Origin of the sequence: Streptomyces flaveolus (genome assembly GCF_000716535.1) — a bacterium.
Lineage (GTDB): Bacteria > Actinomycetota > Actinomycetes > Streptomycetales > Streptomycetaceae > Streptomyces > Streptomyces flaveolus_A.
In genome coordinates this window covers 201,948-217,202 of the sequence record NZ_JNWV01000004.1, presented here as the reverse complement: position 1 = coordinate 217,202, position 15,255 = coordinate 201,948, and the positions used below count along the sequence as shown (strand labels likewise).

Annotated in this window: 16 protein-coding genes and 1 pseudogene; 3 read left to right on the top strand and 14 right to left on the bottom strand. The window is 73.1% G+C overall.

Going from position 1 to position 15,255, the window contains the following annotated elements:
• Positions 1-14: 14 nt before the first annotated feature.
• From OO52_RS04785 to tsaB, 7 genes and pseudogenes are all read right to left on the bottom strand, one after another.
• Positions 15-1,070 (bottom strand): LCP family protein, encoded by a 1,056-nt coding sequence (locus tag OO52_RS04785; RefSeq protein ID WP_030641253.1) that lies wholly within the window; start codon positions 1,068-1,070, stop codon positions 15-17.
• A gap of 73 nt (positions 1,071-1,143) precedes the next feature.
• Positions 1,144-1,305 (bottom strand): annotated as a pseudogene (locus OO52_RS52460) (cellulose binding domain-containing protein); the annotation flags it as partial.
• Positions 1,306-1,340: 35 nt separating this feature from the next.
• Positions 1,341-2,378: a LacI family DNA-binding transcriptional regulator gene (locus OO52_RS04780; RefSeq protein ID WP_030641251.1), complete on the bottom strand. Its 1,038-nt coding sequence runs from the start codon at positions 2,376-2,378 to the stop codon at positions 1,341-1,343.
• A gap of 296 nt (positions 2,379-2,674) precedes the next feature.
• Positions 2,675-2,932: a hypothetical protein gene (locus OO52_RS04770; protein ID WP_030641250.1), complete on the bottom strand. Its 258-nt coding sequence runs from the start codon at positions 2,930-2,932 to the stop codon at positions 2,675-2,677.
• A complete protein-coding gene (gene tsaD / locus OO52_RS04765; protein WP_030641249.1) occupies positions 2,929-4,020 on the bottom strand; it encodes a tRNA (adenosine(37)-N6)-threonylcarbamoyltransferase complex transferase subunit TsaD in 1,092 nt (363 codons plus the stop codon). The genes OO52_RS04770 and tsaD overlap by 4 nt, the downstream gene beginning before the upstream one ends.
• Positions 4,013-4,513 (bottom strand): ribosomal protein S18-alanine N-acetyltransferase, encoded by a 501-nt coding sequence (gene rimI, locus OO52_RS04760; RefSeq protein WP_030641247.1) that lies wholly within the window; start codon positions 4,511-4,513, stop codon positions 4,013-4,015. The genes tsaD and rimI overlap by 8 nt, the downstream gene beginning before the upstream one ends.
• 29 nt (positions 4,514-4,542) lie before the next feature.
• A complete protein-coding gene (gene tsaB, locus OO52_RS04755; protein WP_030641244.1) occupies positions 4,543-5,199 on the bottom strand; it encodes a tRNA (adenosine(37)-N6)-threonylcarbamoyltransferase complex dimerization subunit type 1 TsaB in 657 nt (218 codons plus the stop codon).
• A 123-nt stretch (positions 5,200-5,322) separates the two neighbouring features.
• Here tsaB and OO52_RS04750 point away from each other — a divergent pair, with 123 nt between their 5' ends.
• Entirely contained in the window at positions 5,323-5,877 is a 555-nt protein-coding gene (locus OO52_RS04750) for a hypothetical protein (RefSeq protein ID WP_030641242.1), read from the top strand.
• Here OO52_RS04750 and OO52_RS04745 read toward each other — a convergent pair.
• The 6 genes from OO52_RS04745 to OO52_RS04720 all read right to left on the bottom strand — a co-directional run bounded on the left by OO52_RS04745 (position 5,874) and on the right by OO52_RS04720 (position 11,329).
• Entirely contained in the window at positions 5,874-6,077 is a 204-nt protein-coding gene (locus OO52_RS04745; RefSeq protein ID WP_030937119.1) for a hypothetical protein, read from the bottom strand. The genes OO52_RS04750 and OO52_RS04745 overlap by 4 nt on opposite strands.
• 129 nt (positions 6,078-6,206) lie before the next feature.
• A complete protein-coding gene (tsaE, locus tag OO52_RS04740; RefSeq protein WP_030641240.1) occupies positions 6,207-6,719 on the bottom strand; it encodes a tRNA (adenosine(37)-N6)-threonylcarbamoyltransferase complex ATPase subunit type 1 TsaE in 513 nt (170 codons plus the stop codon).
• The gene (locus OO52_RS04735; protein ID WP_030641238.1) at positions 6,685-7,944 is read right to left on the bottom strand and encodes an alpha/beta fold hydrolase; all 1,260 of its coding nucleotides are present in this window, start codon (positions 7,942-7,944) and stop codon (positions 6,685-6,687) included. The genes tsaE and OO52_RS04735 overlap by 35 nt, the downstream gene beginning before the upstream one ends.
• Before the next feature lie 106 nt (positions 7,945-8,050).
• Positions 8,051-9,214 (bottom strand): alanine racemase, encoded by a 1,164-nt coding sequence (alr, locus tag OO52_RS04730; RefSeq protein WP_030641236.1) that lies wholly within the window; start codon positions 9,212-9,214, stop codon positions 8,051-8,053.
• 247 nt (positions 9,215-9,461) lie between these two features.
• A complete protein-coding gene (locus tag OO52_RS04725; RefSeq protein WP_030641234.1) occupies positions 9,462-10,904 on the bottom strand; it encodes a bifunctional ADP-dependent NAD(P)H-hydrate dehydratase/NAD(P)H-hydrate epimerase in 1,443 nt (480 codons plus the stop codon).
• 53 nt (positions 10,905-10,957) lie between these two features.
• A complete protein-coding gene (locus OO52_RS04720) occupies positions 10,958-11,329 on the bottom strand; it encodes a holo-ACP synthase (RefSeq protein WP_030641232.1) in 372 nt (123 codons plus the stop codon).
• 99 nt (positions 11,330-11,428) lie between these two features.
• On the opposite strand from OO52_RS04720, the gene OO52_RS04715 reads away from it, so the two are divergent.
• On the top strand, positions 11,429-12,211 hold the full coding sequence (locus OO52_RS04715) for an SDR family NAD(P)-dependent oxidoreductase (protein WP_030641230.1): 783 nt from the start codon (positions 11,429-11,431) through the stop codon (positions 12,209-12,211).
• Positions 12,212-12,256: 45 nt separating this feature from the next.
• Here OO52_RS04715 and glmS read toward each other — a convergent pair whose 3' ends face one another.
• The gene (gene glmS / locus OO52_RS04710) at positions 12,257-14,104 is read right to left on the bottom strand and encodes a glutamine--fructose-6-phosphate transaminase (isomerizing) (protein ID WP_030641228.1); all 1,848 of its coding nucleotides are present in this window, start codon (positions 14,102-14,104) and stop codon (positions 12,257-12,259) included.
• Between the two features lie 175 nt (positions 14,105-14,279).
• Here glmS and coaA point away from each other — a divergent pair, with 175 nt between their 5' ends.
• Positions 14,280-15,248 (top strand): type I pantothenate kinase, encoded by a 969-nt coding sequence (gene coaA, locus OO52_RS04705; RefSeq protein WP_051818232.1) that lies wholly within the window; start codon positions 14,280-14,282, stop codon positions 15,246-15,248.
• Positions 15,249-15,255 lie beyond the last annotated feature (7 nt).

Below are 15,255 nucleotides of genomic sequence, written 5' to 3'. Positions count from 1 at the left end.
GGGACTTCCACGGCTCAGCGCAGGGAGGCCCAGAGGTCGTTCGCGGCCGGCTCCTGGGCGACGACCCGGTTGGGGTCGGAGGGTGCCGTGACGACCGGCATGGTCACCGTCCGCACCCGGTCGGCGGTCAGTCCCTTCAGGCTCCGGCCGAGGCTCACCAGCTCGTTCAGGGAGTTCAGGCCGGTGTCGGTGGTGACGCTGGTGGTGACGGCGTCGGCGACCTGGTACAGCCGGGCCGGGTCGGAGAGCAGACCGGCGCCGGACATCTGCTCCAGCAGGGCCTTGACCAGCGTCTGCTGGAGCCCTATCCGGCCCAGGTCGCTGCCGTCGCCTATGCCGTGCCGGGTGCGGGCGAGGGCGAGGGCCTGCTTGCCGTCGAGGTGGTGGGCGCCGGCCTCGAGGTGCAGGTGGCTCTTGTCGTCGTCGATGTCCTGGCCGGTGGTGACGTCGACCCCGCCGAGCGCGTCGACCAGCTTGGCGAAGCCGGAGAAGTCGATCTCCAGGTAGTGGTCCATGCGGACGCCGGTGAGGGTCTCGACGGTCTTCACCGCGCACACGGGGCCGCCCACCGCGTAGGCGCTGTTGAACATGGCGCCGTACGCCGGTGCCGTGCTGCCGCCCGAGGCGAGCGGGCAGGACGGGCGGGTGACCAGGGTGTCGCGCGGGATGCTGACGACGGTGGCCTTCGTCCGGCCCGCGTCGATGTGCACCACCATCGCGGTGTCGGACCGGGCTCCGCCGCTGTCGCCGCCGCCCAGCTCCTGGTTGTCCTCGCCGCTGCGCGAGTCCGAGCCGAGGACCAGGATGTTGAGGGAGCCGGTGGGCAGCGGGGAGGCGTCCGCCGAGGCGGTCGCGGACGGGGTGACCACCGCCCTGGCCGGACGGTCGTCGCCGAGTGCGCTGTCGATGTCGACGCTTCTGATGTTGTGGTCGAGATGCCAGTAGGCCCAGCCGGCCGCCGCCGCGCCCAGCACCAGGGTGCCCGTCAGAGTGAGGCCGACGATCTTCAGCGCTCTCGATCGCCGGCCCACCTGTCTGCCCGCGTCGCCTTGCTCCTCGTGTCGCGTCACGACAGGAACATAAGTCCGAATTATTAGGGGACTGTTAGCGGAAGCCGTCCGAGTCGGTTTTCTTGGGAAATTCTCATCCGAGCGTCACTGTGGGTACCCGATCGCTGCCGCTCCAGCACGCATTGGAACCGAAGGTCACCGAACCGCCGTCCGGCACCGATCCGTTGGAGGAGGCGTTGGCGCGGGAGACGGCCGCGCCCGACTGGGCTCAGGTGGCGTTCCAGGCCTGGGAGATGAACCGGTGCCGGCGGCGCCTCGCAGCCGACTACGTCAACTTCCGGCCACGGCCGGCGCGGTGGTGCTGGACCGCACCACCAGGCTCGTCGCCAGCTCCACCCGGGTCGCCGCCCGCTCCTCCCGCTCGCTCCCCAGCTCCAGCACCAGCCGGGCCGCGGCCTCGGCCATCTCGGTGAGCGGCTGCCGTACGGTCGTCAGCGGCGGGCCCACCCAGCGGGCCACCGGCAGATCGTCGAAGCCGACCACGCTGAGGTCCTCCGGGACGCGCAGGCCCAGCTCACGGGCGGCCTCGTACAGGCCGAGCGCCTGGAGGTCGTTGCCCGCGAAGACGGCGGTGGGCCGGTCCGGGCGGCGCAGCAGTTCCAGGCCCAGGCGGTAGCCCGCGTCGTGGTGGAAGTCGCCGGCCACGACGAGGGAGGGGTCGACGGGCAGCCCGGCCGTCTCCAGGGCGGCCCGGTAGCCGTCGACCCGGGCCCGGCTGCACATCATCCGGGACGGGCCGCTGATCGCGCCGATCCGGGTGTGGCCGAGTTCCACCAGGTGGCGGGTGGCGGCGAGACCGCCCTGCCAGTTGGTGGCACCGATGGAGGGCACGTCCGGGCCCGGGTCGCCGGCCGGGTCCATCACCACGAACGGGATGGAGCGGCTGGTCAGCAGCGCCCGCTGGGACTCGTCGAGCTCGGAGAGCACGAGCACCACGCCGTGCGGGCGGCGGGCGGCGACCTGGTCGGCCCAGGTGCGGCCGGGGGTGAGCCGGCCGGCCGACTCGGACAGGACCACGCTCAGCCCGGCGTCCCGGGCGACGTTCTCCACGCCCCGGATGACCTCCATCGCCCAGGCGCTCTCCAGCTCGTGGAAGACCACGTCGATCAGCGGCGAGCGGGAGGCCTCGGCACGACGGCGCCGGTAGCCGTAGGCGCGCAGCAGCTCCTCGACGCGCGTGCGGGTCGCGGGGGCGACATCGGCGCGGCCGTTGAGGACCTTCGAAACAGTCGGAGCGGAGACCCCCGCCTCACGGGCGATCTCGGCGAGGGTCGCCGTCTGCGTTTCTGCGGGCTTCGAGGGCTTCATGCCCGCGATCGTATCCCCGCGGGAGCGCTCGACGAAGCCCTCGGCATGCCCGGGCCCATCGGAACATTCGAGTGATCTAGCGAAACATTCGTGATCGGGTCCGTGAAACGCGAACACCCCGCCGCCGGGAACCCGGGGGCGGGGTGTCGAATGGAGCGCCGGGCAGGCCTTGCACCTGCATCTCCCCGCAGGAAGCGGGACGTCTTTCCTTGGACCACCAACGCACTGCGTCCGGACCGGTGTTCCGGCCGTTCGCTGTGTGATGATCATAGCGCAGTCGGGGCCGTTCCCCCAACTCAGTCCTCAGCCACCGCCTCGAACCGCCACCGGTGCACGGCCCGGGTCACCAACTCCGGGCCCGGCTCCGGCAGTTCCGGGAGCGGGGCGTCGTACGGCGCGTCCCACCACGTGACGACCAGCACCCGGTCCTGCGGCGCGCGGAAGGTCTCGCGGCGCAACGGCTCTGCGGCGAGGGCCTGTTCGCGCACCCAGGCCAGCAGGTCCGCGCCCCTGCCCTCGGCGGCCCGGGCCTCCCACATCAGGGCGACGGTCACGAGTAGAGATTCTCCTTGCTGACCTCGTGCACGTGGTCGTGGTCGTGACCGGGCACGTGCGGGTCGGTCACCGGCAGGGAGGAGTCGGCCGACAGGTCCCAGCTCGACGCGGACCGGCCCCGGGCGACCATCTCGGCGCCCAGCGCGGCCACCATCGCGCCGTTGTCCGTGCACAGCTTGGGGCGCGGCACGCGCAGCCGGATGCCGGCGGCCTCGCAGCGCTCCTGGGCGAGGGCGCGCAGCCGGGAGTTGGCCGCCACACCGCCGCCGATCATCAGGTGGTCCACGCCCTCGTCCTTGCAGGCGCGGACGGCCTTGCGGGTGAGCACGTCGACCACGGCCTCCTGGAAGGAGGCGGCCACGTCACGGACCGGGACCTCCTCGCCGGCCGCGCGCCTGGCCTCGATCCAGCGGGCCACGGCGGTCTTCAGGCCGGAGAAGGAGAAGTCGTACGCCGGGTCGCGCGGGCCGGTCAGGCCGCGCGGGAAGGCGATGGCCTCCGGGTCGCCCTCCCTGGCGTACCTGTCGATGACCGGGCCGCCGGGGAAGCCCAGGTCCAGCACCCGGGCGATCTTGTCGAAGGCCTCGCCGGCCGCGTCGTCGATGGTCTGGCCCATCGGGCGGACGTCGGAGGTGATGTCCGACGAGAGCAGCAGCGAGGAGTGGCCGCCGGAGACCAGCAGGGCCATCGTCGGCTCGGGCAGCGGGCCGTGCTCGAGCTGGTCCACGCAGATGTGCGAGGCGAGGTGGTTGACGCCGTACAGGGGCTTGCCGAGCGCGTAGGCGTACGCCTTGGCCGCCGAGACGCCGACGAGCAGGGCGCCCGCGAGGCCGGGGCCCGCGGTGACCGCGATGCCGTCCAGGTCCTTGGCGCTGACCCCCGCCTCCTTCAACGCGCGGTCGATGGTGGGGACCATCGCCTCCAGGTGCGCCCGGGACGCCACCTCCGGGACGACACCGCCGAAGCGGGCGTGCTCGTCGACGCTGGAGGCGACGGCGTCCGCCAGCAGGGTGGTGCCGCGGACGATGCCGACGCCGGTCTCGTCGCAGGAGGTCTCGATGCCGAGGACGAGAGGTTCGTCAGTCATTGATATCGGTTCCTTGTACTGAGGCGGAGCCCGCGGCCGAGCCGCTGCCGGGTTCCGTGGTCAGGCGCATCACCAGGGCGTCCACGTTGCCCGGCTGGTAGTAGCCGCGCCGGAAGCCGATGGGGGTGAAGCCGAAGCGCTCGTAGAGCTTCTGGGCGGGAAGGTTGTCCACCCGGCATTCGAGCATCACCTCGTGGCACTCGAACGCGGTCGCGGCGCGCAGCAGCTCGGTCAGCAGACGGGCACCGAGGCCGGTGCCCTGGTGGTCGCGGGCGACGGCGATGGTCTGTACGTCGGCCAGGTCGCCGGCGGCGGCCAGGCCCGCGTACCCGACGATCCGGCCGCCGGCGGACTCTGCGACGAGGTAGCAGCGGGTGGCCTCGGGGCCCCGGGAGTGGGCCAGCTCGGACCAGAACATGCCCCGGGACCAGGCGTCCTCGGGGAACAGGTCCCGTTCCAGCTCCAGGACCGGGTCGATGTCCCACCAGCGCATCTCGCGCAGTCGGGGAGGTGCCGGCTGTGTCACTTGGGGGTGACCACCTTGTAGTTCTTGGGGACCTGGGCGTCCGGCCGGCGCAGGTACAGCGGCCGGGGCGCCGTGAGTTCCTCGCCCGCGGCCAGCTTCTCCGCGGCGAGCGAGGCGAGGGCGGCGGCGGACACGTACTCGGGCTCGTGGGCGCGCGGGAACGTGTCCGGGTAGAGCAGCGCGCCCGCGCCGACCGCCGGAAGGCCCGCGACCTGCTCGGCGATGTCGGCCGGGCGGTCGACGGCCGGGCCGGTCAGCCGGGTCCGGGAGTCGGCGTAGGTGGCCCAGTAGACCTCCTTGCGCCGGGCGTCGGTCGCCACGACGAAGGGGCCCTTCTCGATGTCGGCGGCGTAGGCGAGGCCGTCGAGCGTGCAGAGGCCGTGCACGGGGACGCCGAGCGCCAGACCGAAGGTGTCCGCGGTCATCAGGCCGACGCGCAGGCCGGTGTAGGGGCCGGGCCCGGTGCCGACGACGATCCCGGTGACGGCCTCCAGTTTCAGTCCGGCCTCGGCGAGGACCCGGTCGACGGCCGGCAGCAGCAGCTCTCCGTGCCGGCGCGCGTCCACCTGGCTCGACGAGGCGATGACGTCGGTGCCGTCGTGCAGGGCGACGGTGACGGCGGGTGTTGCGGTATCCAGAGCGAGCAAGAGCACGCGAACAGCCTACGGCGCCCGCGCCGCCCGCAGGGTCGTCCGGGACGGACGGTCACCGACTGCTACGGTCTGTACGAAGTACGACATATGTACCGGATGACGGCACGAGCAGAGGTGGCGCAGGTGGCAGGGACCAGCTCGGGGATCGTGGCCGCCCTCACCGCGGCGGCGCTGGGAACGGTCGGTTTCCTCGCCTACCGGGCCCAGGCGACCGTCCCGGCGAGCCTGGGCGCGGGGCCGGCGGTGCACGCGACGCCCACGTCCAAGGCGCCCCGGGACCGGCACAACCCGACCGCGCTGCCGAGCGGTTCCGGAACGGGTGAACGGGTCGTGTACTCGGTGGACGACGACCGGGTCTGGCTGGTCACGCCCGGGAACCGGGTGCAGCGCACCTTCCCGGTGCGGCCGGGCAGCGTCGACCCGCCGGTCGGCACCTACTGGGTCACGTCCCGCTCCAACACGGCCACCGGCACCGACAGCATCCCCATCGAGCACGTGGTGCGGTTCACCACCGTGGACGGGGTGGCCATCGGGTTCAGCGCGGCGGTGGACGGCGGTGCGGAGGGCATGGCGGCCGACTCCGGCGTGAAGACGGGCGGCATCCGGGAGACGCGGGCGGACGGGAACGCGATGTGGAACTTCGCGACGATCGGCGTGAGGGTCGTCGTCATCCGCTAGGCGTCGTGGCGGGGTGCGCCGTCGGGCGTCCGCGGGTTCGTCGCGGCGGGTCGCGCGCACGCGGCGGCGGTCGCGTGATCGGCACGGCCCCGCGCCCCCTCGGGGCGCGCCTCCGGGGCCCGGGGTGGACGGGAGACCGCCTTCGCCGCCTCGCACGAGGCCAGCAGTTGGTGCATCGATACCGGTTGTACTGCGGCCATGGACGCCTCCTGACGTGCGGGGGCGGGTGTACTTAGGCATGCCTAAGTACGGGGTGGCTCCCATGTGACCACGCCCGGGGCGTCCTGCGCAATATGTTGCCGACGGCTTGTCGGAACGTGTCGGCGGTCTCAGCCGGACAACGGCTCCAGGTCCGCGTCGGACCAGCGTTCGCCCAGGCCGGTCACCGTCACGTGCCGTACCTCGTCCGTGGTGTCGCCGACCGCGCGGTGGATGACCACCTGGAGGCGGTCCTCGGTCAGCTCCTCGACCTTGCCCTCGCCCCATTCCACGACGATCACCGAGTCGGGCAGCGAGACGTCGAGGTCCAGGTCCTCCATCTCGTCCAGGCCGCCGGAGAGCCGGTAGGCGTCGACGTGCACCAGGGGCGGGCCGTCCCCGAGGGACGGGTGCACGCGGGCGATCACGAAGGTCGGCGAGGTGACCGCGCCGCGCACGCCCAGGCCCTCACCGAGCCCGCGGGTCAGCGTGGTCTTGCCCGCGCCCAGCTCGCCGGTGAGCATCACCAGGTCGCCCGCGCGCAGCAGCTTGGCCAGTCGGCGGCCCAGCTCCCGCATCTGTTCCGGGGAGGTGACGGTCAGCTGGGTCTCAGCGGGGTCGTACGGTGCTGCTGGTGCTTCCATAGCCACTTACGGTAGCCCCTGCGGGCACCGCACCCGCGCGGGTGAGCAGGTCGGCGAGGCGGTCGGTGACCACTTCCGGGTGCTCCAGCATCACCAGGTGTCCCGCGTCCGGCACGAGCACCAGCTCGGCGTCGGGCAGCAGGTCGGCGATGGCCTCGCTGTGCTCGCTGGGCGTGACCAGGTCCTGGACGCCGGCCAGCACGAGCACCGGTATGTCCCGGAAGCAGACCAGCGCCCCGGTCTTGTCGTGGTCGGTGAAGGCCGGGTAGAACTCGGCGACCACGTCGATCGGCGTCGACTCGATCATCCGCTCGGCGAAGCGCTCCACGGCCGGGTCGACGTCCCGGCCCGCGAACGAGTACCGCTTGATGATCCCCGCGAACAGGTCGGCGGTGGCCCGGCGCCCCTTTTCCACCCACTCCGCCTGCTGTCCGAGCGCCTTCAGCACCCCGGGGAGGATCCGGCGGACCGCGTTGACGCCGGCCACCGGCAGCCCGAAGTTGACCTCGCCGAGCCGCCCGGACGACGTCCCGACGAAGGCGGTGGCGACGACCCGGTCCCGGATCAGCTCGGGGTACTCCGCGGCGAGGGCCATCATGGTCATGCCGCCCATCGAGTGACCGACCAGCACCACCGGCCCGTCCGGTGCGGCGGCGTCGAGCACGGCCTTCAGATCGCGGCCGAGCTGGTCGATGGTGACGGGCACCCGGTCCCGGGTCTGGGCCACGCCCCGCCCGGAACGCCCGTGACTGCGCTGGTCCCAGTACACGGTCCGCACGACCCCGCGCAGGGCCGCCCGCTGGAAGTGCCAGGAGTCCAGGCTGAGGCAGTAGCCGTGGCAGAAGACGACGGTGACCGGGGCGGGCGCCTTGCGGCCGAAGAGCCGGCGCCGGCGCGGTGAGACGTTGGGACCGACGTCGGGCTCGGCCTCGTCGACCTCGTAGTACAGCTCGGTGCCGTCGTCGGCGTACGCCTTGCCGGGGGTGCCGCGCAGGGTGCCGTACGGGCCCGCCGCGTCGAGCGCCAGCCGGGCCCTGCGGCGCATCCCGCGCCCCACCGTCATCCGCTCGATGGCGACACCGGCCGCCGCTCCCGCGGCGAGCACGCCTATCGCGGCACCGGCGATGCCGGTCGCCCTGCGCCAGCTCCCGGCCGCCCCCGCGGCGGAGGCGGCGGCCGCGGAGGCGACGACTTCCGCCACGACCTCCGCGCTGCTCTCGCTCACGTACCGCTCCTCTTCGCCGTACTGCAGTTCGCCTGGGTGGGTGCCGCCGCGGAACGGGTTACCCGAGTTCTTGCACGTTCACGTGAATGCGCTCACATGGACGCGTTCACGTGGACGCGTCCACATAGACGCGCGGAACGCGCGTTCCGATGCGTGTGACGATCTCGTACGCGATCGTGCCGCAGGCCTGCGCCCAGTCCTCGGCCGTGGGCTCACCGCGGTCACCGGGCCCGAACAGCACGGCCTCGCTGCCCTCCGGGGGCTCGTCACCGCCCAGGTCCACCACGAACTGGTCCATGGCGACCCGACCGGCGATCGTCCGCCACTTGCCGCCGACCAGCACCGGGCCGGTGCCCGAGGCGTGCCGCGGGATGCCGTCCGCGTATCCGACCGGCACGAGGCCGAGCGTGGTCTCGCCGGGCGTGACGTAGTGATGGCCGTAGCTGACGCCGTGCCCGGCCGGGGTGCGCTTGACCAGGGCCAGCGAGGCGCTGAGCGTCATCACCGGGCGCAGCCCGAAGTCCGCCGGGGTGCCCAGCTCCGGGCTGGGCGAGATGCCGTACAGGGCGATGCCCGTGCGGACCAGGTCGAAGTGGGACTCGGGGAGGGTGAGGGTGGCCGGCGAGTTGGCGATGTGCCGCACCTCGGGCCGTACGCCCTGGCCCTCGGCGTACGCCAGCATCTCGCGGAACCGGGTGAGCTGGGCGGCGATGGACGGGTGCCCCGGCTCGTCGGCGCACGCGAAGTGCGACCACACTCCGGTGACGCGGACCAGCCCCTCGGCCTGCGCGCGCAGGGCGGCGCCGACCAGCTCGGACCAGTCCTCCCCCGGCTGGCAGCCGTTGCGGCCGAGTCCGGTGTCGGCCTTGAGCTGCACGCGCGCGGGGCGCCCCGCCGCACGGGCGGCCTCGACGACCTCCCGCAGGGCCCACATGCCGCTGAGCGAGACGTCGATGTCGGCCTCGATCGCCTGCCGCCAGGGCCCGCCCGGCACCCACAGCCAGCACAGGACGCGGCCGGGCAGCCCGGCCGCGCGCAGCGCGAAGGCCTCCTCGGGCGTGGCCGTGCCGAGCCAGCTCGCGCCCGCCGCGAGGGCGGCGCGGGCACACGGCACCGCGCCGTGACCGTATCCGTCGGACTTGACGACGGCCATCACGGCGGCGCCCCCGGCCCGGGCGCGCAGGGCCCGCACATTGGCGCGCAGGGCGCCCAGATCGATCTCGGCGCGGGCGCGCAGGGCGGCGGTCGGCACAGCTGCTGTCTCACTCATGGCACCCCCAGTCTCTCAGAGCCGCCTCCCGCGGGACGTGGGCCGGGTCCCGCCGTCGCGCCTCCGGCCGACCACGGGGCCCCCGGTACGCGGGCGCTGCACACGCAGTTCCCCACGCCCCCAGGGAGTTTCACCACCGCCGACCCCACCGCACCGCCCCACTGCCCCCCGCCCCAGGGGAGTTGCACCACCCCCGGCCACAGCAGCGAGACCACCCCGCCCCACCCCCGGAGGGAACCGGCTCCGGTCAGTTCTGTACGTCCCTCCACGCCTGCGGGATGTGTGACGCCACGTCATGCGCGCCCGTCGGCGCGCCCTCCGCGGCGAACCGTCCCGCCAGCCCGTGCAGGTACGCCGCCGCGCTCCCCGCGTCCGCCGCCCCCAGCCCCGCCGCCAGCAAGGACCCCGCCAGCCCGGACAGCACGTCCCCGCTCCCGGCCGTGGCCAGCCACGGCGTTCCCGTGGCGTTCACCCGCACCGGCCCGCCCGCGAAGTCGGCGACCAGTGTCGTCGACCCCTTCAGCAGCACGGTCGCCCGGTACACCGCCGCCAGCTCCCGCACCGCGGCCAGCCGGGCCGTCTCGACCTCCTCGCGCCGCACCCCCAGCAACGCGGCGGCCTCCCCCGCGTGCGGGGTCATCAGCGTCGGCGCCGTACGCCGACGTACCGCGTCCCGGTCGGCCAGCCGCAGCCCGTCCGCGTCCAGCAGCACCGGCACGTCCGCCTCCAGCACCTCGGCGACGGTGGCCGTGTCGTCCCCGGCGCCGGGCCCGACCACCCAGGCCTGCACCCGCCCGGCCTTCGCGGGCCCGGCGTCCGAGACGAGGGTCTCCGGGAAGCGGGCGATGACCGCGTCCCCGGCCGGTCCGACGTACCGCACGGCCCCGGCCCCGCCCCGCAGCGCGCCCGACACCGCCAGCACGGCCGCCCCGGGATAGCGAGCCGATCCGGCGGCGATCCCGACCACCCCGCGCCGGTACTTGTCGCTCTCCCCCGTCGGCAGCGGCAACAGCCGTGCCACGTCGGCGTGTTGCAGGGCCTCCAGTACGGCGTCGGCGGGCGGCGGTTCGAGACCGATGTCGACGAGCCGCACCACTCCCGCGTACTCCCGCGCGGGATCCACCAGCAGCCCCGGCTTGTACGCGCCGAAGGTGACGGTCAGGTCGGCCCGGAGCGCGGCCCCCCGCACTTCCCCGGTGTCCGCGTCGACGCCGCTGGGCAGGTCCACGGCGACGACGGCGGCCCGGGACCGCGCCACCACCCCGGCGAGCCGCTCGGCGTCCGGCCGCAGCCCGCCCTTGCCCCCGATCCCGACGATCCCGTCCACCACCAGGTCGGCCCGCAGGACCAGTTCGTCCGAAGAGGCGGCGCAGTCCGCGGTGACGACCGTGCCACCCGCCCGCCGCAAGGCCGCCAGACCGCCGCCATGGGCGCGTCCGGGCGTCAGCAGGACGGCCGTCACCCCGGCGCCGCGCCGGGCCAGCCGGGCCCCCGCGTACAGGGCGTCCCCGCCGTTGTCGCCGCTGCCGACGAGCAGCACCACCCGGCTGCCGTACACCCGCCCGAGCAGTTCGGCGCAGGCGGCGGCCAGCCCGGCGGCGGCCCGCTGCATCAGCGCGCCCTCCGGCAGCCGTGCCATCAACGCCCGCTCGGCGGCCCTTACCGTCTCCACGCTGTACGCAGTACGCATGGCACCGAGTCTGCCCCGTAACCCCCACCGCCCACACCCGGGCCGGGGGCCGGTCAGCCCTCGGCGACCACCACGGCCGAGGCCACGCCCGCGTCGTGACTGAGCGACACGTGCCAGGCCCGCACGCCCAGCTCGGCGGCCCGCGCGGCCACGGTCCCCTTCACCCGCAGCCGCGGCTGCCCGGTGTCCTCCACGTACACCTCGGCGTCGGTCCACTGCAGCCCCGGCGGCGCGCCCAGCGCCTTCGCCAGCGCCTCCTTCGCGGCGAACCGGGCCGCGAGCGAGGCGATGCCGCGCCTGTCCCCGCTGGGCAGCAGCAGCTCCCGCTCCACGAACAACCGGTCGGCCAGGCCCGGCGTCCGCTCCAGGGACGCCCGGAACCGGTCGATCTCGGCGACGTCGACGCCCACCCCGATGATGCTCATGCCGAGCACCCTACGACCCCGGTGACAGGCGACACGGCGACACCACGTCGGACCCCGGGCGCCGCGCGGCGGCCGGAACGCGCGCTCTACGCTTCCGGCATGACGTCGTCGCATGCCTATCTCTCCGACCTCTTCTCCCTGGACGGCCGTGTCGCCGTGGTGACCGGAGGCAGTTCCGGTATCGGGCGGGCCATCGCCGGGGCGCTGGCCCGGGCCGGGGCGAGCGTGGTGATCGTCGCGCGGAGGAAGACGGAACTGGTCGCCACCGTGGACGAGTTGGTGGCGGACGGCTGCCGGGCGGCCTGGGTCAGCGGTGACCTGGGCACCCGCGACGGCGTGCGCGCGGCGGCCGAGGAGGCCGCGGCCGTCTTCGGCGAGCCCGACATCCTGGTCAACTCCGCCGGGATCAACCTCCGGCCGCCGCTGGAGGAGTTGGGCGAGGACGTCTGGGACACCACCATGGCGGTGAACCTGGAGGCCCCGTTCCTGCTCGGGCAGCGGTTCGGCCCCGGCATGGCCGAGCGGGGCTTCGGGCGGATCATCCACATCACCTCCCAGCAGGCGCACCGCGCCTTCGTGCAGAGCGGCGCCTACGGTGTCTCCAAGGGGGGTCTGGAGTCCCTGGCCCGCTCCCAGGCCGAGGCCTGGTCACCGCACGGCGTCACCTGCAACACCCTGGTGCCGGGCTTCGTGCTGACCCCGCTCAACAGCCGGCTGCAGGCCGACCCCGGGAAGGTGGCGGCCCTGGCCGCACGCACGATGGTCGGCCGCAACGGCCTCGCCGAGGACTTCGCGGGCGCGGCCGTGTTCCTGGCCGGCCGCGCCTCCGCCTACATCACGGGCCAGTCGATCCACGTGGACGGCGGCTTCTCCGTCCACTGACGAAGTCGCGCGCGGAGAAACCCCGCTCGGCGAGGCCCCGTCCCCTCACTCCACCGTGACCGACTTGGCCAGGTTGCGCGGCTGGTCCACCTCGTTGCCCCGGGCCGTGGCCAGCTCGCAGGCGAAGACCTGGAGCGGGACCGTGGCCACGAGCGGCTGCAGCAGGGTGGGCGTGGCCGGGATGCGGATCAGGTGGTCGGCGTACGGGACGACCGCCTCGTCGCCCTCCTCCGCGATCACGATCGTCCGCGCTCCCCGCGCCCTGATCTCCTGGATGTTGGAGACGATCTTGTCGTGCAGGACCGACCGGCCGCGCGGGGACGGGACGACGACGACCACCGGCACGTCCTCCTCGATCAGCGCGATCGGGCCGTGCTTCAGCTCGCCGGCGGCGAAGCCCTCGGCGTGCATGTAGGCCAGTTCCTTCAGCTTGAGCGCGCCTTCGAGGGCCACCGGGTAGCCCACGTGCCGGCCGAGGAACAGCACCGTGTCCTTGTCGGCCAGCGTCCGCGCCAGCGCCCGCACCGGCTCCATGGTCTCCAGGACCCGCTCGACCTCCTCGGAGATGCGGGACAGGTCCTTGATCACCGCCTGGATCTCGTCGCCCCACTTGGTGCCCCGCACCTGGCCCAGGTACAGCGCGACCAGGTAGCAGGCGACCAACTGAGTCAGGAACGCCTTGGTGGAGGCGACGGCGACCTCGGGGCCCGCGTGCGTGTACAGCACCGCGTCCGACTCGCGGGGGATCGTCGAGCCGTTGGTGTTGCAGATCGCGAGCACCTTCGAACCCTGCTCGCGGGCGTGCCGCAGCGCCATCAGGGTGTCCATGGTCTCGCCGGACTGGGAGATGGCGATCACCAGCGACTGCGCGTCCAGGATCGGGTCCCGGTAGCGGAACTCGCTGGCCAGCTCCACCTCGCACGGGATCCGTGTCCAGTGCTCGATGGCGTACTTGGCGATCAGGCCCGCGTGGAAGGCCGTACCGCACGCGACGATGACGACCTTGTCGATCTCGCGCAGCTCGGAGGGGCTGATCCGCACCTCGTCCAGGGTCAGCGAGCCGGACGGATCGATGCGCCCGAGCAGCGTGTCGGCGACCGCCTTGGGCTGTTCGGCGATCTCCTTGAGCATGAAGTAGTCATAGCCCCCCTTTTCGGCCGCCGAGGCGTCCCAGTCCACGTGGTAGGAGTGGACCTCGGCCGGGCGGCCGTCGAAGCCCGTCACCGTGACGCCGTCGCGCCGCAGTTCCACCACCTGGTCCTGGCCCAGCTCGATCGCCGACCGCGTGTGGGCGATGAACGCGGCGACGTCGGAGGCCAGGAACGCCTCGCTCTCTCCGACGCCCACCACCAGCGGGGAGTTCCGGCGGGCGCCGACCACCACGTCCGGATCGTCGGCGTGCACCGCGACCAGCGTGAACGCGCCCTCCAGCCGCCGGCACACCAGCCGCATCGCCTCGGCGAGGTCGGCGGTCGCCGAGAACTCCTCGGCCAGCAGATGGGCGACGACCTCCGTGTCCGTCTCGGAGCTCAGCTCGTGGCCGCGCTCGGCCAGTTCGGCGCGCAGCACCGCGAAGTTCTCGATGATGCCGTTGTGGACCACCGCGACCCGGCCCGCGTTGTCCAGGTGCGGGTGCGCGTTGGCGTCCGTGGGGCCGCCGTGCGTGGCCCAGCGCGTGTGCCCGATGCCGGTCGAGCCGGCCGGCAGCGGCCGTTCGACCAGTTCCTTCTCCAGGTTGACCAGCTTCCCGGCCTTCTTCGCGGCGGCCAGCCCGCCGTCCGCGAGTACGGCGACACCCGCCGAGTCGTAACCCCGGTACTCCAGTCGCTTCAGCCCGGCCATCACGACATCGAGCGCCGACTGCGACCCTACGTATCCCACGATTCCGCACATGAGCGGCAGCCTACGGGCCGACAACGATCAAAAACGGGCTCGGCCTGCCCGAAATCGGAAATTCCCACCGTCGTACGAAGGCCCGTGACGGCCGGGACCGCGTGCGTGACGGACCCCACCCGCCGTGCCGTTCAAACTCCGTTAACAATGGACTGTGATCTCACCGGTCTCCTCGATGCCCCGGAGCGCCCACCGGCACAGGCCGGAGGCGACTCCCTACGTCGACCTCACCCGCGCCGAGTGGAGCGCGCTGCGCGACAAGACACCGCTGCCGCTCACCGCCGAGGAGGTGGAGAAGCTCCGCGGTCTCGGCGACGTCATCGACCTGGACGAGGTGCGGGACATCTACCTCCCGCTCTCCCGGCTCCTCAATCTCTACGTCGGCGCCACGGACGGCCTGCGGGGCGCGCTGAACACCTTCCTCGGGGAGAAGGGCTCCCAGTCCGGCACCCCGTTCGTCATAGGGGTCGCCGGCTCGGTCGCCGTGGGGAAGTCCACGGTCGCCCGCCTGCTCCAGGCCCTGCTCTCCCGCTGGCCCGAACACCCGCGCGTGGAACTCGTCACGACGGACGGCTTCCTGCTGCCCACCAGGGAGTTGGAGGCCCGCGGCCTGATGTCGCGCAAGGGCTTCCCCGAGTCCTACGACCGCCGGGCCCTCACCCGTTTCGTCGCCGACATCAAGGCCGGCAAGGGCGAGGTGTCCGCGCCGGTCTACTCGCACCTCATCTACGACATCGTGCCCGGCGAGAAGCTCACCGTCCGCCGCCCGGACATCCTCATCGTGGAGGGACTGAACGTCCTCCAGCCCGCGCTGCCCGGCAAGGACGGACGCACCCGGGTCGCTCTCGCCGACTACTTCGACTTCAGCGTGTACGTCGACGCGAGCGTCGACGACATCGAGAACTGGTACCTGAGCCGCTTCAAGAAGCTGCGCCAGACGGCGTTCCAGAACCCGGACTCGTACTTCCGCAAGTACACCCAGGTCTCCGAGGAGGAGGCCCTGGACTACGCCCGCACGCTCTGGCGGACCATCAACAAGCCCAACCTGGTCGAGAACATCGCCCCGACCCGCGGCCGGGCCACCCTCATCCTCCGCAAGGGCCAGGACCACAAGGTCCAGCGCCTCAGACTCCGCAAGCTGTAGCGGTACC